This is a genomic window from Corynebacterium aquatimens (genome assembly GCF_030408395.1).
Taxonomy (GTDB): Bacteria; Actinomycetota; Actinomycetes; order Mycobacteriales; family Mycobacteriaceae; genus Corynebacterium; species Corynebacterium aquatimens.
The window spans coordinates 526,570-549,965 of sequence record NZ_CP046980.1; the positions used below are offsets into that span (position 1 = coordinate 526,570).

At 60.2% G+C, this 23,396-nt stretch carries 23 protein-coding genes, 2 tRNA genes and 1 pseudogene; 16 read left to right on the plus strand and 10 right to left on the minus strand.

The window, feature by feature from the left end:
* Positions 1–95 precede the first annotated feature (95 nt).
* The 5 genes and pseudogenes from nrdI to serB form a co-directional block, all read left to right on the plus strand.
* Positions 96–530, plus strand: a pseudogene (gene nrdI / locus CAQUA_RS02420) (class Ib ribonucleoside-diphosphate reductase assembly flavoprotein NrdI); the annotation flags it as partial.
* A gap of 172 nt (positions 531–702) precedes the next feature.
* Positions 703–2,898, plus strand: coding sequence for a class 1b ribonucleoside-diphosphate reductase subunit alpha (gene nrdE, locus CAQUA_RS02425; protein WP_196824669.1), 2,196 nt, complete (start codon positions 703–705; stop codon positions 2,896–2,898).
* A gap of 129 nt (positions 2,899–3,027) precedes the next feature.
* Complete coding sequence (gene nrdF, locus CAQUA_RS02430) at positions 3,028–4,023, plus strand: class 1b ribonucleoside-diphosphate reductase subunit beta (RefSeq protein ID WP_196825642.1); 996 nt, start codon at positions 3,028–3,030, stop codon at positions 4,021–4,023.
* 316 nt (positions 4,024–4,339) lie between these two features.
* Positions 4,340–6,076 (plus strand): aa3-type cytochrome oxidase subunit I, encoded by a 1,737-nt coding sequence (gene ctaD / locus CAQUA_RS02435; protein WP_196824668.1) that lies wholly within the window; start codon positions 4,340–4,342, stop codon positions 6,074–6,076.
* 100 nt (positions 6,077–6,176) lie between these two features.
* Entirely contained in the window at positions 6,177–7,430 is a 1,254-nt protein-coding gene (gene serB / locus CAQUA_RS02440) for a phosphoserine phosphatase SerB (protein ID WP_196824667.1), read from the plus strand.
* On the opposite strand, the gene CAQUA_RS02445 is transcribed toward serB, so the two are convergent.
* Positions 7,427–9,406, minus strand: coding sequence for an ATP-dependent DNA helicase (locus tag CAQUA_RS02445; RefSeq protein WP_290178613.1), 1,980 nt, complete (start codon positions 9,404–9,406; stop codon positions 7,427–7,429). The genes serB and CAQUA_RS02445 overlap by 4 nt on opposite strands.
* 33 nt (positions 9,407–9,439) lie before the next feature.
* A complete protein-coding gene (locus tag CAQUA_RS02450) occupies positions 9,440–10,786 on the minus strand; it encodes a nicotinate phosphoribosyltransferase (RefSeq protein WP_196824666.1) in 1,347 nt (448 codons plus the stop codon).
* 25 nt (positions 10,787–10,811) lie between these two features.
* Between CAQUA_RS02450 and clpS the strand changes: the two genes are divergently transcribed.
* From clpS to CAQUA_RS02495, 9 genes are all read left to right on the plus strand, one after another.
* Positions 10,812–11,111, plus strand: coding sequence for an ATP-dependent Clp protease adapter ClpS (gene clpS / locus CAQUA_RS02455; protein ID WP_196824665.1), 300 nt, complete (start codon positions 10,812–10,814; stop codon positions 11,109–11,111).
* Between the two features lie 9 nt (positions 11,112–11,120).
* Positions 11,121–11,660, plus strand: a complete 540-nt coding sequence (locus CAQUA_RS02460) for a DUF2017 domain-containing protein (RefSeq protein ID WP_196824664.1) — start codon at positions 11,121–11,123, stop codon at positions 11,658–11,660.
* Between the two features lie 2 nt (positions 11,661–11,662).
* On the plus strand, positions 11,663–12,685 hold the full coding sequence (locus CAQUA_RS02465) for a P1 family peptidase (protein WP_196825640.1): 1,023 nt from the start codon (positions 11,663–11,665) through the stop codon (positions 12,683–12,685).
* Between the two features lie 42 nt (positions 12,686–12,727).
* The gene (locus tag CAQUA_RS02470) at positions 12,728–13,507 is read left to right on the plus strand and encodes a rhomboid family intramembrane serine protease (RefSeq protein ID WP_231375443.1); all 780 of its coding nucleotides are present in this window, start codon (positions 12,728–12,730) and stop codon (positions 13,505–13,507) included.
* 103 nt (positions 13,508–13,610) lie between these two features.
* Entirely contained in the window at positions 13,611–14,120 is a 510-nt protein-coding gene (locus tag CAQUA_RS02475; RefSeq protein ID WP_196824663.1) for a MarR family winged helix-turn-helix transcriptional regulator, read from the plus strand.
* Positions 14,121–14,159: 39 nt separating this feature from the next.
* On the plus strand, positions 14,160–14,978 hold the full coding sequence (gene murI / locus CAQUA_RS02480) for a glutamate racemase (RefSeq protein WP_196824662.1): 819 nt from the start codon (positions 14,160–14,162) through the stop codon (positions 14,976–14,978).
* A gap of 44 nt (positions 14,979–15,022) precedes the next feature.
* Positions 15,023–15,814: an MBL fold metallo-hydrolase gene (locus CAQUA_RS02485; protein ID WP_196824661.1), complete on the plus strand. Its 792-nt coding sequence runs from the start codon at positions 15,023–15,025 to the stop codon at positions 15,812–15,814.
* A gap of 36 nt (positions 15,815–15,850) precedes the next feature.
* Complete coding sequence (rph, locus tag CAQUA_RS02490; RefSeq protein WP_231375441.1) at positions 15,851–16,585, plus strand: ribonuclease PH; 735 nt, start codon at positions 15,851–15,853, stop codon at positions 16,583–16,585.
* Positions 16,586–16,588: 3 nt separating this feature from the next.
* Positions 16,589–17,206: a non-canonical purine NTP pyrophosphatase gene (locus CAQUA_RS02495; protein WP_196824660.1), complete on the plus strand. Its 618-nt coding sequence runs from the start codon at positions 16,589–16,591 to the stop codon at positions 17,204–17,206.
* An 18-nt stretch (positions 17,207–17,224) separates the two neighbouring features.
* Here CAQUA_RS02495 and CAQUA_RS02500 read toward each other — a convergent pair whose 3' ends face one another.
* From CAQUA_RS02500 to bcp, 4 genes are all read right to left on the minus strand, one after another.
* Positions 17,225–17,626 carry a DUF3817 domain-containing protein gene (locus CAQUA_RS02500; RefSeq protein ID WP_196824659.1) on the minus strand — a complete coding sequence of 134 codons (402 nt, stop codon included), beginning with the start codon at positions 17,624–17,626 and terminating at the stop codon, positions 17,225–17,227.
* Positions 17,627–17,661: 35 nt separating this feature from the next.
* Positions 17,662–18,168 carry an MreC domain-containing protein gene (locus CAQUA_RS02505; RefSeq protein WP_290178619.1) on the minus strand — a complete coding sequence of 169 codons (507 nt, stop codon included), beginning with the start codon at positions 18,166–18,168 and terminating at the stop codon, positions 17,662–17,664.
* 1 nt (position 18,169) lies between these two features.
* Positions 18,170–18,251: transfer RNA gene (locus tag CAQUA_RS02510), tRNA-Leu, on the minus strand.
* A gap of 131 nt (positions 18,252–18,382) precedes the next feature.
* Positions 18,383–18,853: a thioredoxin-dependent thiol peroxidase gene (gene bcp / locus CAQUA_RS02515; RefSeq protein WP_196824658.1), complete on the minus strand. Its 471-nt coding sequence runs from the start codon at positions 18,851–18,853 to the stop codon at positions 18,383–18,385.
* Between the two features lie 129 nt (positions 18,854–18,982).
* Here bcp and CAQUA_RS02520 point away from each other — a divergent pair, with 129 nt between their 5' ends.
* Positions 18,983–19,258, plus strand: coding sequence for a DUF3618 domain-containing protein (locus CAQUA_RS02520; protein WP_196824657.1), 276 nt, complete (start codon positions 18,983–18,985; stop codon positions 19,256–19,258).
* 38 nt (positions 19,259–19,296) lie between these two features.
* Here CAQUA_RS02520 and CAQUA_RS02525 read toward each other — a convergent pair whose 3' ends face one another.
* From CAQUA_RS02525 to CAQUA_RS02535, 3 genes are all read right to left on the minus strand, one after another.
* Positions 19,297–19,935, minus strand: a complete 639-nt coding sequence (locus CAQUA_RS02525) for an isochorismatase family protein (RefSeq protein ID WP_196824656.1) — start codon at positions 19,933–19,935, stop codon at positions 19,297–19,299.
* A gap of 24 nt (positions 19,936–19,959) precedes the next feature.
* Positions 19,960–20,649 (minus strand): MIP/aquaporin family protein, encoded by a 690-nt coding sequence (locus CAQUA_RS02530; RefSeq protein WP_196824655.1) that lies wholly within the window; start codon positions 20,647–20,649, stop codon positions 19,960–19,962.
* A 111-nt stretch (positions 20,650–20,760) separates the two neighbouring features.
* A tRNA-Lys gene (locus tag CAQUA_RS02535) sits at positions 20,761–20,833 on the minus strand.
* A gap of 323 nt (positions 20,834–21,156) precedes the next feature.
* Here CAQUA_RS02535 and CAQUA_RS02540 point away from each other — a divergent pair.
* Complete coding sequence (locus CAQUA_RS02540) at positions 21,157–22,350, plus strand: L,D-transpeptidase (protein WP_196824654.1); 1,194 nt, start codon at positions 21,157–21,159, stop codon at positions 22,348–22,350.
* Positions 22,351–22,869: 519 nt separating this feature from the next.
* Here CAQUA_RS02540 and CAQUA_RS02545 read toward each other — a convergent pair.
* Complete coding sequence (locus CAQUA_RS02545) at positions 22,870–23,346, minus strand: carboxymuconolactone decarboxylase family protein (RefSeq protein ID WP_196824653.1); 477 nt, start codon at positions 23,344–23,346, stop codon at positions 22,870–22,872.
* Between the last annotated feature and the right edge of the window lie 50 nt (positions 23,347–23,396).

The following is a 23,396-nucleotide window of genomic DNA, read 5'->3' on the forward strand; positions in this document are numbered from 1 at the left end:
TTATGTCCGCAGCACTTAAAGCGCCGGAGGCGGGTGTGGTGAAGGCGCGGCTGGGCACCGATCGTCGATAAGCATGTGCATGGAAGGAGTGCGGCATGTTGATTGTCTACTTCTCCTCCGCAACGGAAAACACCAAGCGGTTCGTGGAGAAGGTGGGGCTTCCAGCCCGCCGGATCCCGTTGCGTCGGGGCGACGCGCCGGTTGACGTGACGGAACCGTACGTGTTGGTGTGTCCGACGTACGGCGGAGGAGTCTCGGTGGCCGCGGAGCAGGACGTAGAGTGGGCGAATACCCACCCAGTGCCCCGGCAAGTCGAGCGCTTTTTAGACGATGAGCACAATCGCGCGAACCTCCGCGGCGTCATCGCCGGCGGAAACTCCAATTTCGGCGCTGACTTCTGTAAGGCCGGCGACGTGATTGCAGCGCGTACGGGCGTGCCTTTTTTGTTCCGTTTTGAGCTGCTGGGCACGGAAGAGGACGTCGCTAAGGTCCGCCGCGGGCTGCTGGATAACGCTGTGGCGCTCGGCCTGAACCCGCTGACGGCCGCAGACAGGGAAAAACTCGAGGCCGCGGAGCACGCTCGCCTCGATGAGGCCGCGCAGCGCCTCGCTCGTCTGCGACGCAAGTACGCTGTCTCGTGACGGTCCATCACCTTCTTCTACCCCTTTTTGATAACGCACCAGTTCCAAGGAGATCTCCACCATGTCGACTACGCCGCCCTCTACGTTGGGAACCCCCGCTGAGACGCACGGTCGCGCTGTAGCTGAACCCGTCGATAAGCATGAGCAGTTCGACTTCCACGCGCTGAACGCGCTGCTGAACCTCTATGACGCGGATGGAAACATCCAGTTTGACAAGGACCGGGAGGCGGCGAACCAGTACTTCCTCCAGCACGTCAACCAGAACACGGTCTACTTCCACGATCTGGAAGAAAAGATGAAGTACTTGGTGGACAACAAGTACTACGAGCCGCACGTCCTTGACGCGTACGACTGGGAGTTCGTGAAAGAGACCTTCAAGCGTGCCTACAGCTTCAAATTCCGGTTCAAGACGTTTCTGGGCGCGTACAAGTACTACACCTCCTACACGCTGAAGACGTTTGATGGCTCGCGCTACCTCGAGCGCTTCGAGGACCGCGTGGCCATGACGTCGCTGTTCCTCGCTGATGGCAATGAGGAAGTCGCTTCGGCGCTTGTCGACGAAATTATGACCGGCCGCTTCCAACCCGCCACACCGACCTTCCTTAACGCGGGCAAGGCGCAGCGCGGTGAACTGGTGTCCTGCTTCCTGTTGCGCATTGAGGACAACATGGAGTCCATTGGCCGCGCGATTAACTCCTCGCTGCAGCTGTCTAAGCGTGGCGGCGGCGTGGCGCTGCTTTTGTCGAACATCCGCGAGTCCGGCGCCCCGATTAAGCGCATTGAGAACCAGTCCTCCGGTGTGATCCCGGTGATGAAGCTGTTGGAGGACTCCTTCTCTTACGCGAACCAGCTGGGCGCGCGGCAGGGCGCAGGTGCTGTGTACCTCAACGCGCACCACCCTGACATTTTGAGCTTCCTTGACACCAAGCGTGAGAACGCGGATGAGAAGATCCGCATTAAGACCCTCTCGCTCGGCGTGGTCATCCCGGACATTACGTTTGAGCTGGCCAAGCGCAATGATGACATGTACTTGTTCTCCCCGTATGACGTGGAGCGCGTCTACGGCGTCCCGTTCGCGGATCTGTCGATCACCGAAAAGTATGAAGAAATGGTGGAGGACCCGCGCATCCGCAAGACCAAGATCAACGCGCGCCAGTTCTTCCAGACCATCGCGGAGATCCAGTTTGAGTCCGGCTACCCGTACATCATGTTCGAAGATACGGCGAACCGCGCGAACCCGGTGAAGATCGGCCGCGTCAACATGTCCAACTTGTGCTCTGAGATCCTCCAGGTCAACACCCCGTCCGTGCTCAACGAGGACCTTACCTACAAGGAGCTGGGCCAGGATATTTCCTGCAACTTGGGTTCGCTGAACATCGCTATGACGATGGATTCTGATAACTTCTCCCGCACGGTGGAGACGGCGATTCGTGGTTTGACGGCCGTGGCGGATAAGACGTCGATTGACTCGGTTCCGTCGGTACGTGAGGGCAATGATGCGTCCCACGCGATCGGTCTGGGACAGATGAACCTCCACGGCTACCTGGGCCGCGAGCACATTGACTACGGCTCGGAGGAAGGCTTGGACTTCACCAACGCGTACTTTGCCGCGGTGATGTATGAGTGCATCAAGGCCTCCCACACGATCGCCGTGGAGAAGGGCGAACGCTTCGACGGCTTCGAACGCTCCGAGTACGCCACCGGCGAGTTCTTCGACCGCTACAACCCGGAAGATTTCCAGCCGAAGACGGAGAAGGTCAAGGCGCTGTTTGCTAATTCCACCGCGCAGCCGCCGAGCGCGGAAGAGTGGGCGAAGCTCAAGGAGGACGTCGCCCGCGACGGCATCTACAACCGCTACCTGCAGGCCGTCCCGCCGACTGGCTCGATTTCCTACATCAACAACTCCACGTCCTCGATCCACCCGATCGCTTCCAAGATTGAGATCCGCAAGGAAGGCAAGATCGGGCGCGTCTACTACCCGGCACCGCACTTGGACAATGAGAACGTTGCCTACTTCAAGGACGCCTACGAGATCGGCTACGAGAAGATCATTGACACCTACGCGGTGGCGACGAAGTACGTGGACCAAGGCCTGTCGCTCACCTTGTTCTTCAAGGACAATGTGACTACGCGCGACATCAACAGGGCTCAAATCTACGCCTGGAAGAAGGGGATCAAGACCCTGTACTACATTCGCCTTCGCCAGATGGCGCTCGAGGGCACGGAGGTCGAGGGCTGCGTCTCCTGCATGCTGTAGTCACCCGAAGATGACCAGCATGAGCAAGAAACACACGCTTATCGACGGCCGGAAGCACTAGAAGCACAAGAAGTTAGCAACGACAACACAGATGCACTAGGGGAGAGAAGAACTATGCAGGATGGGATTATGCAGGACGGGCATGATTACGATTCTTATCTTGGCTCGCATGAGGCGCCGGTGAAGGCGATCAACTGGAACACGATTCCGGATGACAAGGATTCAGAGGTGTGGGATCGCCTTACCGGTAACTTCTGGTTGCCGGAGAAGATCCCGGTGTCCAATGACATTCCGAGCTGGCGCACTTTGAATGAGTATGAGCAAACCGCGACGATGCGGGTGTTCACCGGTTTGACCTTGCTGGACACGATTCAGGGCACCGTCGGCGCGGTCTCCTTGCTCCCTGACGCGGTGACGCCGCACGAGGAGGCGGTGTACACCAACATCGCCTTTATGGAGTCGGTTCACGCGAAGAGCTACTCCAACATCTTCATGACCTTGGCGTCGACGCCGATGATTAACGATTCTTTCCGCTGGTCGGAAGAGAATGAGAACTTGCAGCGCAAGGCCAAGATCATCATGAGTTACTACCAGGGTGATGATCCGCTGAAGAAGAAGATTGCCTCAACGCTGTTAGAGTCTTTCCTTTTCTACTCCGGCTTCTACCTGCCGATGTACTGGTCGTCGCACTCGAAGCTCACCAACACCGCTGACATCATCCGCCTGATCATCCGCGACGAGGCCGTCCACGGCTACTACATCGGTTACAAGTACCAGCGGGGACTTCTGGAAGAGTCCGCGGAAAGGCGAGACGAGCTCAAGGAGTACACCTTCGACCTGCTCTTTGACCTCTACGACAACGAGTGCCAGTACACCGAAGACATCTATGATCCGCTGGGCTGGACTGAGGACGTGAAGCGCTTCTTGCGTTACAACGCGAACAAGGCGCTGAACAACCTTGGCTACGAGGGGCTGTTCCCGACGGACGAAACCAAGGTGTCGCCGGCCATCCTCGCGTCCCTGTCACCGAACGCGGATGAGAACCATGACTTCTTCTCCGGTTCTGGTTCGTCCTACGTCATCGGCAAGGCCGAGGACACCCAGGACGACGACTGGGACTTCTAAGAAGGGTCGGGGACACATTCTTTGGCTCAACCTAAAACGGGGTTAGTCCTAAAGGTCTAACCGAGGATGAGGGGGAGCCAAACTGCTTTCCCAGCTTCGCTCAAGCCGCGGGTTACCCGCGGTTTACGTGTCTGAGCTGGAAAACTTCACCCGGGGGGAGATTTGCTTCTATGTGGCCAGCCCGTTGCCTGGATTTTCACTGTGGTGGCCGATAGGATGAGCGTGTATTCGTTGTGCCTTATCCCGCTCAGTTGGGTGTGGCCCGAGGATTCCCCTCGGCGTCAAGGTACGGCCGAGTTTTAACCTGGAGGATCATATGACTGCTGTGGCACCCCGGCTCGACACACACGTCGCGCCGACTCGTCCAGCCCCCACCGGGGATGCCAAAAAGGGCACTCGCCTGTGGGATCTTTTGACCACCACGGACCACAAGCAGCTGGGCATTTTCTACATCATCATGTCCTTCGTGTGGTTCTTCGTCGGTGGCCTGATGGCATTGCTTATCCGCGTGGAGCTTTTCCAGCCGGGTCTGCAGTTCCTGTCCAATGAGCAGTTCAACCAGCTGTTCACCCTGCACGGCACCGTGATGCTTCTGGCATTCGGTACCCCGATCGTGTGGGGCTTTGCCAACTACGTTCTGCCGCTGCAGATCGGTGCGCCGGATGTGTCCTTCCCGCGCCTGAACGCCTTCGGTTTCTGGATCACCCAGGCCGGTATCGTCGCGATGCTGGCTGGGTTCTTGACGCCGGGTGGTGCGGCTGACTTCGGTTGGACCATGTACATGCCGCTCGCGGACTCGATCCACACCCCGGGTGTTGGCGCTGACCTCTGGATCCTCGGTGTTGGTGCAACCGGTATCGGTACCGTTGCTTCGGCGATCAACATGCTCACTACGGTGCTGACCCTGCGTGCACCGGGCATGACCATGTTCCGCATGTCTGTTTTCACCTGGACCGTCTTCGTCACCTCGATCATCGCGCTGATGATCTTCCCGCTGCTTCTTGCTGCGGCACTCGGTGTTCTGTACGACCGCAAGCTTGGCGGCCACATCTACGACCCAGCTAACGGTGGCGCGATCCTCTGGCAGCACCTGTTCTGGTTCTTCGGCCACCCCGAGGTGTACGTCCTTGCACTGCCGTTCTTCGGCGTGATCTCCGAGGTCGTTCCGGTCTTCTCCCGTAAGCCGGTCTTCGGTTACATCGGCCTCGTTTTCGCGACCTTGGCCATCGGCGGCCTGTCCATGGCTGTGTGGGCTCACCACATGTTCGTCACCGGTGCAATCCTGCTGCCGTTCTTCTCGTTCATGACCTTCCTCATTGCTGTTCCGACCGGTGTGAAGTTCTTCAACTGGGTCGGCACGATGTGGAACGGCCACCTGACGTTCGAGACCCCGATGATCTGGGCGATGGGCTTCCTGTTCACCTTCCTCTTCGGTGGTCTGACCGGCATCATGCTGGCCTCCCCGCCGCTGGACTTCCAGCTGGCTGACTCCTACTTCTTGGTTGCGCACTTCCACTACACGCTGTTCGGTACGGTCGTGTTTTCCTCCACTGCTGGTGTGTACTACTGGTTCCCGAAGATGACCGGCCGCATGCTGGACGAGCGCCTGGGCAAGATCCACTTCTGGCTCGTGTTCATCGGCTTCAACCTGACCTTCTTGGTTCAGCACTGGCTGGGCAACATGGGTATGCCGCGTCGTTACGCTGACTACCTCGACACCGATGGCTTCACGCTGCTGAACCAGGTGTCCACGATCGGCTCCTTCGTCCTGGGTATCGGCTTCCTGCCGTTCATCTGGAACGTGTACAAGTCCTGGCACTACGGCGAGCTCGTCACTGTGGACGACCCGTGGGGTTACGGTAACTCCCTGGAGTGGGCCACCTCCTGCCCGCCTCCTGGACACAACTTCGTTTCCCTGCCGCGTATCCGCTCCGAGCGCCCGGCGTTTGAGCTGCACTACCCGCACATGGTCGAGGCCATGCGTCGCGAGGCTCACACGGGCCACGACGACAAGGCGCACGGTAACCAGACCACAGAGTCGGCTTTGAACTAACAAGCGCTTAACTTAAGCCCCGCCCCCGCAATGTTCGGGAGCGGGGCTTTAATCGTCTCTGGATTCGCCAACGCGTAGGCGAGCAAGTACAACTAAGTACATGAGTTATGCGGTCGCCCTCCAACCGGGTCTTGAACATGCTGTTATTACTCTGACTGGCCCGGACCATCCGGGGGTGAGCGCTTCATTCTTCGCTATCTTGTCGCAGCACAACGTGCAGCTGCTTGATGTGGAGCAAGCCCACTTCCGCGGCCGGCTTGCCCTTGCGGCCTTCGCGGGTATCGCTGCTGAAAGCGTGGAAGCTTTGCGGCGGGACTTGGAGGCCTCAGCGGAGGAATCGCAGCACAACGTCTCGATTGAAATGGGCAGTGACCTGCCGGTAGCGCCGCAGCGTCAGCGCTCCACCCACGCGGTGGTTGTGCTGGGTGACCCGGTCACGGCTGAGGCCGTGTCGGAGATCGGTCGTACCCTGGCTAGCTTCGGCGCGAACATTGACCGCATTCGCGGCATTTCGGATTACCCGGTCACGGGACTGGAATTCTCGGTGACAATTCCCGGGGTTGGGGATGAGGTGAGCCACACGGTCCGCTCGGCCCTCGCGGCCTTGTCCGCCCGCATCGGCGTGGATATCGCTATTGAGCGGGCTGGCCTGGCGCGCCGTTCGAAGCGGCTGGTGTGCTTCGACTGCGACTCGACGCTAATTACCGGTGAGGTCATCGAAATGCTGGCGGCGCATGCTGGCAAGGAGGCGGAGGTCGCCGCCGTGACGGAGCGCGCGATGGCGGGTGAACTGGACTTCGAGGAATCGCTTCGTGAGCGCGTCGCAACGCTGGAAGGTTTGGACGAGTCGGTTCTTGATGCAGTGGCGGCAGACATCGTGCTCACGCCAGGTGCGCGCACGACGATCCGCACGCTTAAGCAGCTCGGCTACAGCACCGCGGTGGTCTCCGGCGGGTTCATCCAGATCCTAGAGCCGATGGCACAGGACCTCGAGCTGGACTACGTGCGCGCGAATACGTTGGAGATCGTTGACGGTAAGTTGACGGGCCGCGTGATTGGGAAGGTCGTCGATAGGCAAGCGAAGGCGGAGTTCCTCGCGGAGTTCGCCGAAGATTCTGGTCTCAAGCTGTCTCAGACCGTGGCTGTGGGCGACGGAGCCAATGACATCGACATGCTTACTGCAGCGGGCTTGGGCATTGCTTTCAATGCCAAGCCGGCGCTTAAGGAAGTTGCGGACACCTCGGTCAACCACCCGTTCCTCGATTCCGTGCTCTACATCATGGGCGTGCCGCGCCATGAGATCGATGCCCTTAATGAAGAAGAGGGCGTGAGCGGCAAGGTCGCGTTGAGCTAAGCCTGCGCCAGACGAGACAGGGCTCCGCGAACCACGGCTGGGTCGGTGGTGGTCCAGAAGTCCGGTAGGGACGCGCGGAGGAAGCCGCCGTAGCGCTTCGTAGCTAAGCGGCTGTCAAGGACCGCCACGACGCCTTTGTCGGTTGTCGAGCGCAGCAATCGGCCGGTGCCCTGGGCTAGTAGCAAGGCTGCGTGGGTGGCGGAGACCTCCATGAATCCGGAGCGTCCGGCTGCGTCAGCGGCGTTACTCCGGGCCTTGAGCAGGGGGTCGTCGGGGCGGGGGAATGGAATTCTGTCGATGAGGACCTGGCTTAGCGACGGCCCGGGCACGTCGACGCCCTGCCACAGCGTGAGGGTGCCGAAGAGGCACGTGTCCTCTTCGGCAGCAAAGCGGTTGATCAGTGCGCCGATGGTGTCCTCGCCTTGCACCAAGATCTCGTAGGGGAGCCGGTCGCGGAGCGCCTCGGCAGCTTCGACCGCGGCGCGCTTGGACGAAAACAGTCCCAGGGTGCGCCCGCCGGCGGCGCTGATCAGCTCCGCCATTTCGTTCACGGTCTGTGCGTGGAGTCCGTCGCGCCCCGGTGGGGGCAAATGGCGGGCGATATATAAGATGCCGCTGCGGTGCGGGTCGAAGGGGGTACCGGCGTCCATGCTGTCCCACGTGCCTCTCGGCAGCCCCCACGATGCAGCCATCGCTGTGAAGTTCCCGCCCAGTGCCAGCGTTGCGGACGTGAGCACGACTGTCTGTTCGCCGAACAGGCGCTCGCGCATGAGTGGGGCAACAGACAAGGGAGCCACAGACACGGAGTCACCGTAGCGCTCCGAGCGGGTGAGCCACACGACGTCGATGTGCTTCGTCGGATCGGGCTCGTCGAAAACATCAAGCACCCGGACCACGGAATCGTGCAGTTCACCGAGATGGTTTTTTAGGTTTTCCCGTTCAGCGAAGGTCTCGGGGTCATTCGTTGATTCGCCTTCCGGGGCGCGTGCAATAGCTTCCCGGGTTTTCCAGATCCCGTCTCGCAGAGCTGCGAAGGCGCCCCTGGCGGGCTCCGAGATGGTTTCCCACCTGCCGGGGGTTTCGATGTCCAGGACGGCTGAAAAGTCGTCGATAAGCTGCTCAAGCTTCTCTTGCTCTGTCGTCGCTTTGAGCTTGCCCGCGCGGCGAGCGGCAAGCGTCAACGTCCGGGCGGTGAGCTCATTTGTGGCCACGGAGGTGACGCGGCCATCAAGCTCGTGCGCCTCGTCAATGATCACAGCCTCATGGGAGGGCAGGACCGGAGAATCACTAAGAGCGTCGATCGCAAGCAGCGCGTGGTTGGTCACCACGATGTCTACGTCGTGCGTGTGACGGCGCGCTGCTTCAGCAAAGCATTCCTCCCCGTGGGGGCACCGCGTAGCCCCCAGGCATTCCCGCGCTGTGACGGAGACCTGCCGCCACGCCGCATCGGGCACGCCGGGGTCAAGCTCATCGCGGTCGCCCGTGTCTGTGTCCTGCGCCCATTCGTGGACGCGCGCAACATGGCGACCCAGCCACGAGATGTCCTCGTCGTCCATGAGCGCTTCGGGCGCGTCGTGCTCGACGGTTAGTTTGTTCAAGCAGACGTAGTTGGACCGGCCTTTTTGAATCGCGAAGGTAGGGCGCTTCGGCAAAAGTGGAGCGAGAGCGTCCACGAGGCGGGGCAGGTCACGCTCCACGAGCTGACGCTGCAAGGCCAGCGTTGCGGTGGAAATGATGACGGCGGTGTTCGTGGCCTGGGCGTGGCGGATCGCGGGGACAAGGTAGGCGAGCGACTTTCCCGTTCCCGTGCCCGCCTGCACCGCAAGGTGGCGCTGTGATTCCAGTGCGTTCGCCACGGCGTCGGCCATGGCAACCTGGCCCGGCCGGCGGGTTCCGCCGAGCTGTAAAACGGCGGCATCAAGGAGCTCCCCGGTTAAGGGGGTGTGCTGCTCCTGATCGGAGCCGGTGTCAGTCACAGTCGCTCACCGTTTTGCTTAGTCGTTTGTTTTTTAGGCAGTCGGAAAACCCTCGAAGCGGGTGTGGATTGCCGGCTCGTCCTTGGACAACGCCAGTCCCTCCCACGGCAGGGTTCGAATCTGTGCAGCGTGGTAGTCGCGGCTTTCGTGAATGTCAGCGAGATCGCTGACGATCTGGCCATCACGCATCAACGGGACGGTGAGCCCACGGGTGGTCAGTGAGGTCGTGTTTTCCGGTTCTTTGCCGAACGGGAACACCACTTCCTCGACGGCCACGCCGGACCCACGGTAGGTGCGCATCGCGGCCTTGGCGCCGCCCTTCGTCAGCTTGCCGGAGGAACGCTTCGCCACGGGGGTGCCGTCGACCTCAACGAGCTTGTAAACCAAGCCCGCCGTGGGCGCGCCGGAGCCGGTGACCACAGACGTGCCCACGCCGAAGCCATCGACCGGGTCGCCGCGCAAACCGGCGATAGCGAACTCGTCAAGGTCGGAGGACACGATGATCTTCGTGTTGTACGCTCCCAGCTCGTCAAGCTGCGCACGCACGCGCCGCGACATGACACCCAGGTCTCCCGAATCAAGGCGCACGCCACCGAGCTCAGTGCCCGCGACCTCGATCGCGTTGGCCACGCCCTGGGTGATGTCGTAGGTGTCCACGAGCAGCGTCGTCGATACGCCCAAGCTCTCAACCTGGGACCTGAACGCGGCCTTTTCATTGGGGGTGCCGTCCGGATCGGTGTGCAACAGCGTCCACGCGTGCGCGGCGGTGCCGGCGGCCGGGATGCCATAACGCAAGCTTGCTTCCATGTTGGAGGTGGAGTTGAACCCCGCGATGTAGGCGGCGCGGGCGGATGTCACGGCAGCTTGCTCGTTCGTGCGGCGTGAGCCCATCTCCATGATCGGGCGGCCATCAGCGGCCGTGACCATACGTGATGCGGCAGACGCCACGGCGGAGTCCGAGTTAAGGATGGACAAAATCACGGTCTCCAGCACCACGCACTCTGCGAATGTTCCGCGCACGGTGAGGATCGGGGAGTGCGGGAAGTACAGCTCGCCCTCCCGGTAGCCGTCGACCTGGCCAGTGAATTTGTAGTCCCTGAGGTAGTTCGCTGTCTGCTCGCTCAAAAAATCGGCTTTGGCAATCTGCTCCTCTGTAAAGCGGAACTTCTTAATCGCCTCAATCATGCGGCCGGTGCCAGCGACGACGCCGTAACGGCGTTCGTTGGGTAAGCGGCGGCCAAACACCTCAAAGGCGCAGGAGCGTGAGTGCGTGCCGTCCTTAATGGAGGCATCGAGCATCGTGAGCTCGTACATGTCGGTCAAAAAGGCGGTGGAAGGCTGCGCGTGGTAGGAGGCAAGATCGTCCTGCTGGCTGTTCATAAGATTTAACATTAGTCTGGTCCCCATGAGTTCCCCCATGGCCACTCCCGAGCTGGATGAGCAGATAGACGTCAACGTCGACGTCGCAGAGAATCTGCCATGGATGTGCATCGTGTGGGATGACCCGGTGAATCTGCAAAGCTACGTGACCTACGTGTTCCAGACAGTCCTTGGTTACAGCCGCAAGCGTGCGCAGCAGCTCATGATGCAGGTGCATACAGAGGGCAAGGCAGTTGTCTCATCGGGTGAAAAAGACAAGGTCGAGGGCGACGTGAAAAAGCTGCACACCGCCGGCCTGTGGGCAACGATGCAGCAGGCAGGCTAAGGGGGCACTATGCAGCCGTGGCGCAAGAAGAAGGGGCTCATGCGCGCCCCCAAGTTCACCACCACGCTTGATCCGTTGGAGCGGGAGGTCATTGGAAACCTCACGGCCACGGTGTCTGAGGCCCTGATTGGGCGGGCGCAAAGCGCTCCGAAGGATGAATTCGCCGAGATGATGGGGCTTACCCCCGGGCACACGGAGGCGCCGGAGGATCCGTCGTTAAGCAGGCTTTTGCCTGACTTTGAACGCAGTGAGGACGAGGAATTCGAGGGCGATAACTCGCTGCTGCGTGCGCTGCATGAAAACGACATTATTAAGGCCAAGCTGAGCAACCTGCAGGTCATCAACGAGGTTTTAGGGCCCACCGGCGGCGTCGCCATAACGCTGGAGGAAATTGAGGCCCACCAGTTCGTCGCCGCGCTCAATGACATTCGCCTTTACGTTGCGTCGCAGGAAGGCGGGGGAGAGGCCGCGGAAGACGACCGCAAAAACCTCGTGGAGTGGCTGGCGTACTGCCAGGACTCGCTGCTCGAAGCAATCATGGGGGAATGAGCATGCTTATCGACGTACCGGGGCTCGCGCTTGGGCACGCAAGCCTGACCGATACCGGTGTCAGCGCCGTTGTGTCCACCTCCCCGGCGGGAATGGTGGGTGCGGTTGACGTGCGTGGCGGGGGACCGGGCACGCGCGAGACGGACCTTCTGGAACCGCACAATACGGTGGAGCGCGTTCACGCGATTGTGCTCGCTGGCGGATCCGCCTTCGGCCTCGCGGCTGCTGACGGCGCGATGGTTGAACTGGAACGCCGCGGCTACGGTTTCCCAGTGTTCGGTGAGGACAACCCGGGCCCGCGCGTGCCCATCGTGCCAGCCGCCGTGATCTTCGACCTGATCGTGGGGGATCCGAACCACCGGCCGTCCGCTGCCGACGGGGCTGCCGCGATCCGCGACGCGTTGGAGGGCACAACCTTAGATGGTGCAGTGGCTGCTGGCCCGACATCGGGCAGCGTTGGTGCGGGGTGCGGCGCCACGGCTGGAGTATTGCGTGGCGGATTCGGCCAAGCATCCCAGCAGGTTGACCAATACGTGGTCGCCGCGGCGGTGGTAGCTAATCCGGTCGGCGCGGTCATCGATCCGGCTACGGGACGGTTCTTCGGTGGCGGGGACCACCCGGACGCTACCCGCCGGGTTGACCTTGAGAAGTTCAACAATCTGGAACGGCCAACGCCGAAGCTGAACACCACGATCGGGGTCGTGGCCACCAACGCACCGTTGGCGCCAGCGCAGCTGAAACGGTTGGCCATGACAGGCCATGACGGGATTGCACGCGCGGTGCGGCCCGCGCACTCCCCGCTGGATGGGGACACTCTTTTTGCCGTCTCTACTGCGACGCCGGAGGAGTTTTTTACTCAGTCGCGCCCACAAACAGACGTAGACCCGGTGGAGCTGATGGCCCAGCTGTCCGCGGCTTCGGCCGCGTGCGTGGAGGCTGCCATTGTAGACGCGGTGGCGTCCGCCGAATCCACCGCCGATTCCCCCGAGCTTGGGATTACGGCGTGGAGGGACATTGCGCTGTAAGCGTTACGCGGGGAAAGTGCGAACGCATTAAGCTAGCGACCTATGACTAGCCCTTGGGGGAACCAGCCCCAGAACCCGTACTTGAACGCGCCGACGCCGGGGCAGAATGCGCCCGGCTACCACATGGGTAACTCGTTCGGTGGGCCGGTGAGCGGCCCTGTCGGCGGACCTGGCACCCCTACCGGGCCCGCCCAGAAGCGTTCGAAGCGCTCCAGCTTCAAGTTGGGGCTGTTCTACGCCGGGGGTTTCTTGGCGGTCATCTGGATTGTCCACATCATCAACTACGGCATTTTCTTCGGCGGCCTGTCTAACTTCGGCATCTATCCCTTAGACACGTCTACCGTGTGGCACGTTTTCACGGCGCCCTTGTTGCACGCGGACTTGGAACACATCCTGTCCAACTCCGTGCCGGGTGCGTTATTCGCCTTCCTCATCGGGTATTCCGGGCACCGCGTGTTCTGGGAGGTCACCACTCTTGCCATGGCGGTTGCCGGTGCTGGCACGTGGCTGTTCGGTGGGGTGGGAACAAACCACATTGGTGCTTCCGGCATCATCTACGGCTGGCTAGGGTACCTGCTCATCCGAGGCATTTTTAACCGATCTCCGCAGCAAATTTCGCTCGGCATTTTGCTGGGCTTCATGTATTCCGGTCTTATCTGGGGAGTTCTACCCACCACACCGGGGGTGAGCTGGCAAGGCCACCTCTTCGGGGCTATCGGTGGCTTGCTTGCGGGAACCTTCATCACCTCCGACGATCCCCCCGAGCTGGCCGCGAGCAAAATTGCCAAAAAGGAATCAAAAATGCAGGCCAAACAGCGCTGAGGCCGTTCGACGGGCACCCACGGTGAGAGGCACCCAAACAAATTTTAAGAAAGTTAATGAGAATTAGTTAAGAATTCTTAGTTTGTAGTGTAGAGTAATCGCCATGATCAACTCTTCCGTCAACGCACTAAAGCCCGAAGAACAGGCCACATGGGATAAAGTTTGGTCCTTTTACGTGGGGCTCCCCGCATATTTGGACGCGCAGCTGAAGCGGGATTCTGGTGTTTCCCACTTTGAGTTTCAAGCACTAAAGCGCCTCGCTGAATCTGAGAATGGCTCGCTGCGCATGTCTGAGCTTGCAGCCGCCGCCACGATGTCGCTCTCTCACCTGTCCCGCGTGGTTACGCGCCTGGCTAAGAAGGGGTACGTGGTACGCGTTCCGGATCCGTCCGATGGTCGCTCCACGTTTGCAACCCTTACCGCAACGGGTATGGCGGTTGTGGCACGCGCGCTACCGGGGCACCAGGCTCAGCTTGGCGCTTTGCTCTTCGACGGGATTTCGGAGGAAGAGCGCACGGTCTTCGACGGTGTTTTGGAAAAGGTCGCGGCGGTTTTAGCAGGCGGTGTTTCGCCACTTGGGTCTGGCGGCTCGCCTCAGCCGGCCGCCGCATAGAAGCCACCGGTGTAACTAGCCACCGGTTAAGCTTGGAGCGTGACCAAGCCATCTACAGCTGATAGCGCCCCAATCGGAATTTTTGATTCCGGTGTAGGGGGACTCACCGTTGCCCGGGCCATCATGGACCAACTGGGCGATGAATCGTTGATCTATATCGGGGACACAGCCAACGGGCCGTATGGCCCCAAGCCGCTGGCGCAGGTGCGCGCCCACGCCATGGACATCGCAGATGAATTGGTGGAGCGCGGATGCAAGATGATCGTGATTGCGTGCAACACTGCGACGGCGGCTTTCCTGCATGATGCGCGCGAGCGGTATTCGATTCCCGTGGTGGAGGTCATTCAACCCGCAGTCCGCCGCGCTATTGCCACCACCCGCAACGGGAAAGTGGGCGTGATTGGCACGCAGGGCACTATCGCCTCGGGCGCGTACCAGGACCTGTTTTCACTCACACCGGGGGTGGAGGTCACGGCAGCTGCGTGCCCCGCGTTTGTGGAATTCGTGGAGCGCGGAATCACATCCGGTCGCCAGGTCCTAGGGGTTGCGCAGGGGTATTTGGAACCGCTGCAGAACGCCGGTGTGGATACGTTGGTGTTGGGTTGCACCCACTACCCGCTGCTCACGGGGGTGGTGCAGCTCGCGATAGGGGATGACGTCACCCTCGTGTCCTCAGCAGAGGAAACAGCCAAGGACGTGATGCGTGTTCTCACCCTCAATGACCAGTTGGCACCACCGTCAGCCGAGACTGGGGTACCTCCCACCCGGGTCTTCGAATCAACCGGTGACCCAGAGTTATTCAACCGTTTAGCCACCCGATTCTTAGGCCCGCAAGTCGCCGCGATTCCCCACGCCTAGAAGAACACTTGGAATTCCCTAGAAGTCATGGCACAGTATCTGCCATGAAGCTGACAATTCTTGGGTGCACGGGCAGCTTGTCGTCCCCGGGCAACCCAGGTTCGTCCTACCTCATCACCCAGGACACTGGAGATGAGCCCGCTGGGACCACCCCAGGGATCCTCATGGACTTCGGTCCGGGAGCCCTGGCCGCGCTCCAAGAAGTAGGGGATCCTTCCAACGCGCACCTGTTGTTCAGCCACCTTCACGCGGACCACTGTTCGGATTCGGCTTCCCTGATCGTCTGGCGCCGTTACCACCCGCACGTTCCTGCGCAACGCCGCCACGCCATGTGGGGGCCCAGTTATGCGGCGGAACACATTGGACGCTTAGGTAGTGACGGGCCGGATGACGTCAATGACATCACGGACACGTTTGAAGTCGGCGTATGGCAGCCGGGCGTTCCCGTTGATGTCGAAGGGCTCCGCGTTACCCCGTACCCGGTGGTGCACCCAGCCCAGGAGTCCCATGCGCTCCGCGTGGAAGACCCCAGAACAGGCACGACAATTACCTATTCGGGTGACACGGGATGGACCGAGGAACTTATCCGCGCCGCCCGTGGAGCAGATCTCTTCTTGTGCGAAGCAGCGTGGGGCCCAAGCGCCGAGGGGATGCCGGAGGGCATGCACCTCTCCGGTGCACAGGCGGGACGGATCGCGCGAGAAGCGGCCGTCGATAAGCTAGTGCTCGTTCATATACAGCCGTGGTCCGACGCGGACGCGACGCTGGCGGCTGCCCGCGCTGAGTTCGACGGCGAGATTGTTGTGGGTAAGGCGAAGGACGTCTTCATCCTCTAAAACCTTTAAGCGGTCAGACTCTTTAGGATGAAGAGCATGACTGAATCTGCTTTTGTGCGCGCCGACGGCCGCGCGCTCGATGAAATGCGTCCCGTCCGCATCACCCGCGGCTTCACCTCCAACCCTGCTGGAAGCGTCTTGGTGGAGTTTGGCAACACCCGCGTCATGTGTACAGCGAGTGCTGAAGAAGGCGTCCCGCGCTTTAAAAAGGACTCCGGTGAAGGCTGGCTGACCGCGGAATACGCGATGCTTCCCGCCGCCACCCACGAGCGCATGCCGCGCGAATCCATGAAGGGCAAAGTCAAGGGCCGCACGCATGAGATCTCGCGCCTTGTGGGGCGCTCTCTGCGTGCCGCTGTTGATCTCACCCAGCTGGGGGAGAACACGATCCAGATCGACTGCGACGTCCTGCAGGCCGACGGTGGGACGCGCACCGCGTCGATCACCGGCGCCTACGTTGCTCTCGCAGACGCCATTGCGCACCTCAAAGGCCTCGGCGCGGTGCCGGGCGAACCCCTCCTGCCGCCTGTCGCTGCAGTCTCCGTAGGCATTGTCGACGGCCGAATCAGCCTGGATTTGCCGTACGAAGAGGACTCGCGTGCGGAGGTGGACCTCAACGTTGTGATGACCGAATCCGGAAACTTCGTGGAAGTCCAGGGCACCGGTGAGCACGGTTTATTCGGCCGCGCGGAGCTCGACGGCATGCTTGATCTGGCGACGAAGGGCTGCTTCGAGCTTATCGACGCCCAGAAGCGCGCCCTGGGGTGGTAAGGCGTGGGTGTTCCACTCCTCGTTGCGTCCGGCAACCCGAAAAAGCTCAAAGAACTAGAGCAGGTGCTTCACGCTGCTGGGGTCGACGGTATTGACCTAGTGAGCATGCGCGATGTTGACGCCTACGACGAACCCGTCGAAGACGGTCTCACCTTTGCCGACAACGCGCTGATCAAAGCTCGCGCCGGCGTTGCTGCGACCGGGTACGCGTGCGTGGCAGATGACTCCGGCCTGTGCGTCGACGTGCTCGGCGGAATGCCGGGGATCTTCTCTGCGCGCTGGTCCGGCAACCACGGCGACGACGCAGCAAATAATGCTCTTCTTCTTGCGCAATTAAAAGATATCGACGACCCCCACCGCACCTGCGCTTTTACATCGTGTTGCGCATTGGTGACCCCCAGCGGGCTGGAATACACCTCCACCGGTCGGTGGGAGGGGACTCTTCTCCGCGAGCCAGTAGGGGACAACGGCTTCGGCTACGATCCGATCTTCGCACCTGCGGGGGCCACAGACCCCATCATCTCAGCCGCGCACTTAAGCCCGGAAGAAAAGAACGCCGCTTCCCACCGCGGCAAAGCGCTGACCGGGCTGGTTCCTCACATCGCTGCGCTGGTTGCCTAAACCGCCTAGTGAGTCGCACTAGGCGTTAAGCTGGAATTGCTCGGTAACCTCGCGACGGCGCCAGTGTTCAACGAAGAAGGACAAGAACGGAACCACACCCGCCAGCACAGTCACCACCCATTCCATCGGTGCCCACCGGGCTTTGAGCCCCAAGTTCATCGTGGCTAGCAGGAACGCGATGTAGCACCAGCCGTGGGCGATGGCGACCCAGTTCAGCGCAGCGACGTCCATGTGCAGCGCATAGTCCATGATCATGCGCGCGCACAGCAAGAGAAGCATCACGCCGGTCACCCACGCCGCGATGGAAAAAAGCGTTAAGGCGTTCTTGACCCGCTTTTTACGCTCCGGGTGGATAAGCGGCGCCGTCGTCGCTGCTCCTTGCTCATGTGGCGCAGCGTGTGGATCTTTGGCGTTGGTCACGTCCAATTCCTTTCGCGATAGGGGTGTGTGAGCCCTCAGTCTGATTCGTGGTGGCCGCGGCGCGGCGCGAACCGAGCGTTGAACTCGTCGACGTTCATCGTCGGGCGGGAAGGCAAGAAATCTTCGCTGATTTTGGTCATCGGTTCGTCGCGCTTGCCACCACTAGCCGGCGGCACGCTCGCGGCTGAGGCCGACGGATCGCCGTACTTCGCGGCATCGGCTGCGTAAAGCTCCTCCATCGAGGCATTTTCCGCGTCAATGCGCTGGTTTTCCATCTTCACCGCCTGCCGGTAGGCGAATACCGCAAACGCGCCGAAGGCTGGCCATTGCATCGCGTAACCAAGATTTTGCAGCGATCCAGTTCCGGAAGTAAAACGAGTCCACTGCCAGTAGGCCAGCAAAAGCGTGATGATGACCACCACGATGAGGAAGAGCACATGCCACGCCTTGATCTTTACGCGCTTCTTCTTCGCCCCAGGCTCCACCGCGGGCTGATCCCGGGATTCGGGATCAAGATCAGCTGATTCCTGCGGCGTAGTCACGTGCGCCCGGAGAGACTTGAACTCTCACGCCATAAGGCACTGGAACCTAAATCCAGCGCGTCTGCCAATTCCGCCACGGGCGCATTGCTTCACGCATGTGAAGCGCTACATAGTGTAGCGGGTTGCCACACACTTTTGGAAATGAGTCTCACTGGCCCAGTCTGGTCGACTCAGTCTGACTGGCCCGGTCAGGGCCAGTCTGGGCCAGTCAGGGCTACACGACGTCGCGCAGCAGTCGAGCCACGTGGCCGGTGGCCTTGACGTTGTAGAAAGCAGACTTGATAACGCCCTGCTCGTCGACCAGGAACGTGGAGCGGATGACGCCCTCGACGACCTTGCCGTAGTTCTTCTTTTCGCCGAACGCGCCGTAGGCAACCAGGGTTTCCTTGGATTCGTCGGAAAGAAGCTCGAAGTTCAGGCGGTTTTCCTCACGGAAGGTAGCGAGTTTCTCCGGTGAATCGGGGCTGATGCCCACAACGGAAATTTTTGCGTCGTTGAACAGCTCCAGGTTTTCGGAGAAGTCACATGCTTCGGTGGTGCACCCTGGGGTGGACGCCTTGGGGTAGAAGTAGACGATGACCTTCTGGCCTGCGTAATCAGACAGGGAGACGGTCTCACCCTTGTCGTTGGGAAGGGAGAAATCGGGTGCTTTGTCGCCTTTGGTCAAAACGTGTCGTTCGCTCATGCTTTCAACTGTAGTGGTCTTTAGTGCGTTCGCGTATTTAGCGTCTTAGGCTGTTGCCACGCTTGGCAGATCATTCCGCTGCATTCACAGGTAAAGTATCGTGGGAGCAAGAAACACAAGGAGATTATCGTGGCACGAGACATTAATGACATTCAGCGCGACATTGAGCGCACCCGTAATCAGCTGGCCAGCACGATCGATGAGATTGCGGATCGCACCAAGCCGGAGAACGTTGCTAACAACGCCAAGAAGACGGTCACAGCGAAGCTGCAGGACCCGGCAGTGAAGAAGGTCCTGATCGGCGTTGGTGCAGGTGTTGCCGCGCTGGTTCTGGTGAAATTTGCTAACGGTCGCAAAAAGAAGAAGGAGCTCAAGGAGCTTCAGCGTCTGCTAGCTAACCGCTAGAACTTTCTCTTTGCTTTAAGGCCGCGGGTGCGGCGGTGTTAGATCACCGTTGCGCCCGCGGCCTTCATTTCGTCCAAGGCAGCGTCGCCACGCTGCGTATCGACGGGGGAGCACAACTGCGACAGGACCGTCACAGCGAATCCCTCTTTAAGCCCGTCGAGCACGGTTGCGCGCACGCAGTGGTCGGTCGCGATTCCGCACACCTCTATGGAATCGATACCCTTCTCGCGCAACCAGTCGGCCATCAGCGGTGTGCCGGTCTCAGCATCGCCGGTGGATCCAGCATCGCCCGCCGCTGAGTCGTTCGTTGCCTGCGCTGCCTGAACAGCTTCGAATCCCGAATACGCGGCGGTGTAGGCGCCTTTGCGGAAGAATTCGTCGATAAGCGAAGGCTCAATCGGCTCCCGCAGGGCGGCACCTTCTGTGCCAGCGACGCAGTGGACTGGCCACGAGTCAACAAAATCCGGGTCGTCGGAAAAGTGAGAACCCGGATCAATGTGCCAATCCTGCGTGGCGACGATGGCGGCATAGCGGTCGCGGATATCGGCAGAAGACAAAAGCCCGGCGATTCCCTGCGCTACCTTGTCACCAAGGTCTGTCGCTAAGGAACCGCCGGGGCAGAAGTCGTTTTGAACGTCGACTACGACGAGAGCTGTCGCGCTTAGAGTGGTGCTCATGGCTATCCACCCTAGTTGCAGCGATTAGGCGCGGCCAGCTGCTTCCAGCTCGTCGTTAGCCTCGTGGATGTCGCCGCCAGGGGTTGCGAAGTCCTGGACGCTCAGCGCGCGGAACGCCAGGCCAGCCAGAGCTGCACCGACGAGCGGAGCGAGAATGTAGAGCCAGATGTTGGCCCAGTCGAAGTTGCCGTTGACGGACAGACCCAGGGCTACCGCCGGGTTGAAGCCGCCGCCGGAGATCGGGCCAACAGCGAAAGCACCGGTCATGACGGTGGCACCGATAGCAAGACCGAAGTAGGAGTTGCCGTCGGTTTCAACGGAGGTAGCAACGTTGAGAACGACCCACACCAGGATGAAGGTGAACATCAGCTCAACGAAGAACGCCGGCGTGGTCTCAATCGCTGCGGGTTCAGCGGCGGGAAGGTTAGCAAGCTTGACGACGAGCGCGGCGAGAACACCACCAGCGACCTGAGCTGCCCAGTAGACGAGCATCTCAACGGTATCCATCTTGCCGCGGATGAAGACACCCAGCGACACGGCCGGGTTGACGTGGGCACCGGAAATGTGGCCGGTGGAGTAGACCAAAATCATGAGGGCGAAACCAACTGCCACGGGGGTGAACTCGTTGGCGTTAGCTGCGGCGGTGATGATGGCGAACACGAAGAGGAACGTAGCCAACAATTCAGCTAGGGCTTTGCGGGCAATATCAGGCATGAAGTCCTACCTTTATAAGTGTGGGGTGCAAGGCACCGTGGATGATACGTACGAAACAACGATGCCCCCTGATCTCGCATGCTGCAAGACCAAGAGGGCATCGTTTTTCTGTGCGCCACCAGGGACTCGAACCCCGAACCCACTGATTAAGAGTCAGTTGCTCTGCCAGTTGAGCTAGTAGCGCGTTAGCTGCCTTGCGCATCCGGTCTACACGTTGAAGGTGTTTACCGTGCTGCGTTTTGCAACGAGATACGAATATAGCACCCGTATCGCCAGGAAAGAAATCGCCTGCTTAAACGTAATTTTTTAAAAGGGCTGCGGACGGTGTTTCGGGGGTGAGGGATGCTTGTGAAATGCGTTTTCAATCGTGTCCTAAACGTTAGAAGATTTGCAGCAATGTTAAGTAGCGTTTTTGAAGTTTCCGCCTATAAGGTAGTGAGGGATTTTTGGTGTCCCGGCGCCATTGGTAGTCACAACTTAAAGTGACGTGGGTTGAGAGATTTTTTGATGACGAAGAAGATGGTTTCGCGGTGTGTCCGCGGCATTGCTGCAGGTGTTGTGGCTATTTCGCTGACCAGCGCGTTGGCGGCATGCACTATTGAAAAGGGCCAAGACCCCGCTGCGCAAGAGGCTCAGAAGGTCGAAGAGGCCAAGCAGCATCCGCCCACCATTTCAGTCGCCGATGGGGCGACCGATGTAGAGCCGGGCGTACCGGTCGAGGTGTCGTCGGACGCCGGGCTATCGACGGTGACGATGACCAATGAAGAAGGTAAGGAAGTCCAGGCTGAGATGGCCCCGGATTCCAAGACCTGGAAGTCGACGGAGCCGCTGGGCTACGGCAGGACCTACACGGTGGAAGCGTCCACTGCGGAAGGCAAGACTGCAACGTCGAAGTTCACCACCGTCATGCCAGCAATGCAGACGACGTTATCCGTGAACCCGCAGGAAAACAGCACGGTGGGTATCGCGCAGGCCATTAACTTCTACTTCGACGTTGCCCCGGCGGACCGCAAGGCGGTGGAGGACGCGATCATCATCGAGACCTCTAACAACACAGAGGGCGCGTTCTTCTGGACCAACGGCACGATCCTGAAGTGGCGCCCGAAAGAGTTCTGGCAGCCCGGTACCCAAGTGACGGTGCGTGCTGATATCTACGGCAAGGACCTTGGTGGCGGCGTCTACGGCGCTGCCGATACGGGCACAAAGTTCACCATTGGCGAAGACATCCGTGCTGTCGTGGACAATGCGACGAAGATGTTGACCGTGTACAACAACGGCGCTGAAGTGAAGTCCATCCCGGTTTCTCTGGGAAGGGACGGCGGTATGTGGGATACCCCCAACGGCATCTACGTTGTGGGCGACAAGCACCCGTCGATGGTGATGGACTCCCGCACTTACGGCTACTCGCTTGAGGCCGGCGGCTACGTAACCCCAGTTTCCTACGCCACGCAGCTGTCCTGGTCCGGCATCTACGTCCACGCCGCGCCGTGGGCCTACTGGGCACTGGGCAACACGAACCAATCGCACGGCTGCGTCAACGCCACCTACGAAGACGCGCAGTGGTTCCAGGAGTACCTGCCGCAAGGTGCCCCCGTTGAGGTCAAGGGCACTGGCGGCCCGACCCTTGATGGGACCGACGGCCTGGGTTACTGGAACATCAGCTGGGAAGACTGGAAGAAGGGCAGCCCGACCCTGCAGTAGAAACTGAATACAAAGAACCGCCCCGGTTCACTTCGATCTAAGAAGTGTGAACCGGGGCGGTTGTACTTTGTCGGGGTGGCTGACGGGGCTCGAACCCGCGACACCCAGGATCTTGACGGACAACTTCAGTACCTGTACGTATATGGCCTTAAGTAGTGGTCAACGATGTTTTATCTACTGTGGGCTACTGCCGGATACGTGCTGCTACTGAATCGCTTAACGTACTTTTTAACGTACTTCTCCGTACCCCTCCGATTCCTCTATTTGAATCGGACGATTTTGCAGGGAAGACACGATTGCTCACTAAAGGGACTCTTCGCGTTTGGGAGTGCGTAGGTCGTTTTCGGGGTGCTTGGGTGTGGCACAAGATGTGGGGGTCCTTGCTGGGTTAAGGATTTAGGTGTTCAAGCCAATCTGAAGGCAACAAGGACCCTGCAATGCAGCCTAGTTCCAACATCGTCGCCAGGAGAAACTGAAATCACAGGGCAACTGGCGAACGCTAGTTCTGTCCGAGATCGACTAGTTCTGTCCGAGATCGAAAGGCGTGACACCGGAAAGGCTGTTCGGATCGAGCCTCGTGGTGATGCCGATCCTGTTCCACGCGTTGATCGTGACAATCGCCATCAGCAGATTGCGCGCGCCCTTTTCCCCGTGAAGGCGCTCAACGCGATTCCAGAGCTCATCTGGCACGGATTCTTCGCCGCAGATCTTCGTCACTGCATCGGTGAGCTCTAGGGCCGCGCGCTCTTCATCGGAGAAGACATCGGGAGTTTCCGTCCAGTTCTCCACACGGCCGATTTTCTCTTCCGTCCAGCCGTCTTTCCTAGCATCGCGGCGGTGCATAGCAAGGCAGTATGTGCACTGGTTGATTGCAGAGGCCCGCAGCTGCACGAGATGCGAGTAATCCTTGTCCACACGGGTCCGCACGTACGTCTCCATACCGAGCATGGGCGCGTAGGCGACTTTCGGGATTGGTTTCCGGTTATTCGGTGCCATGCAGGAAGTCTACATCTCACCCGACCACTCGCATCAGTCAATCTTCCAGA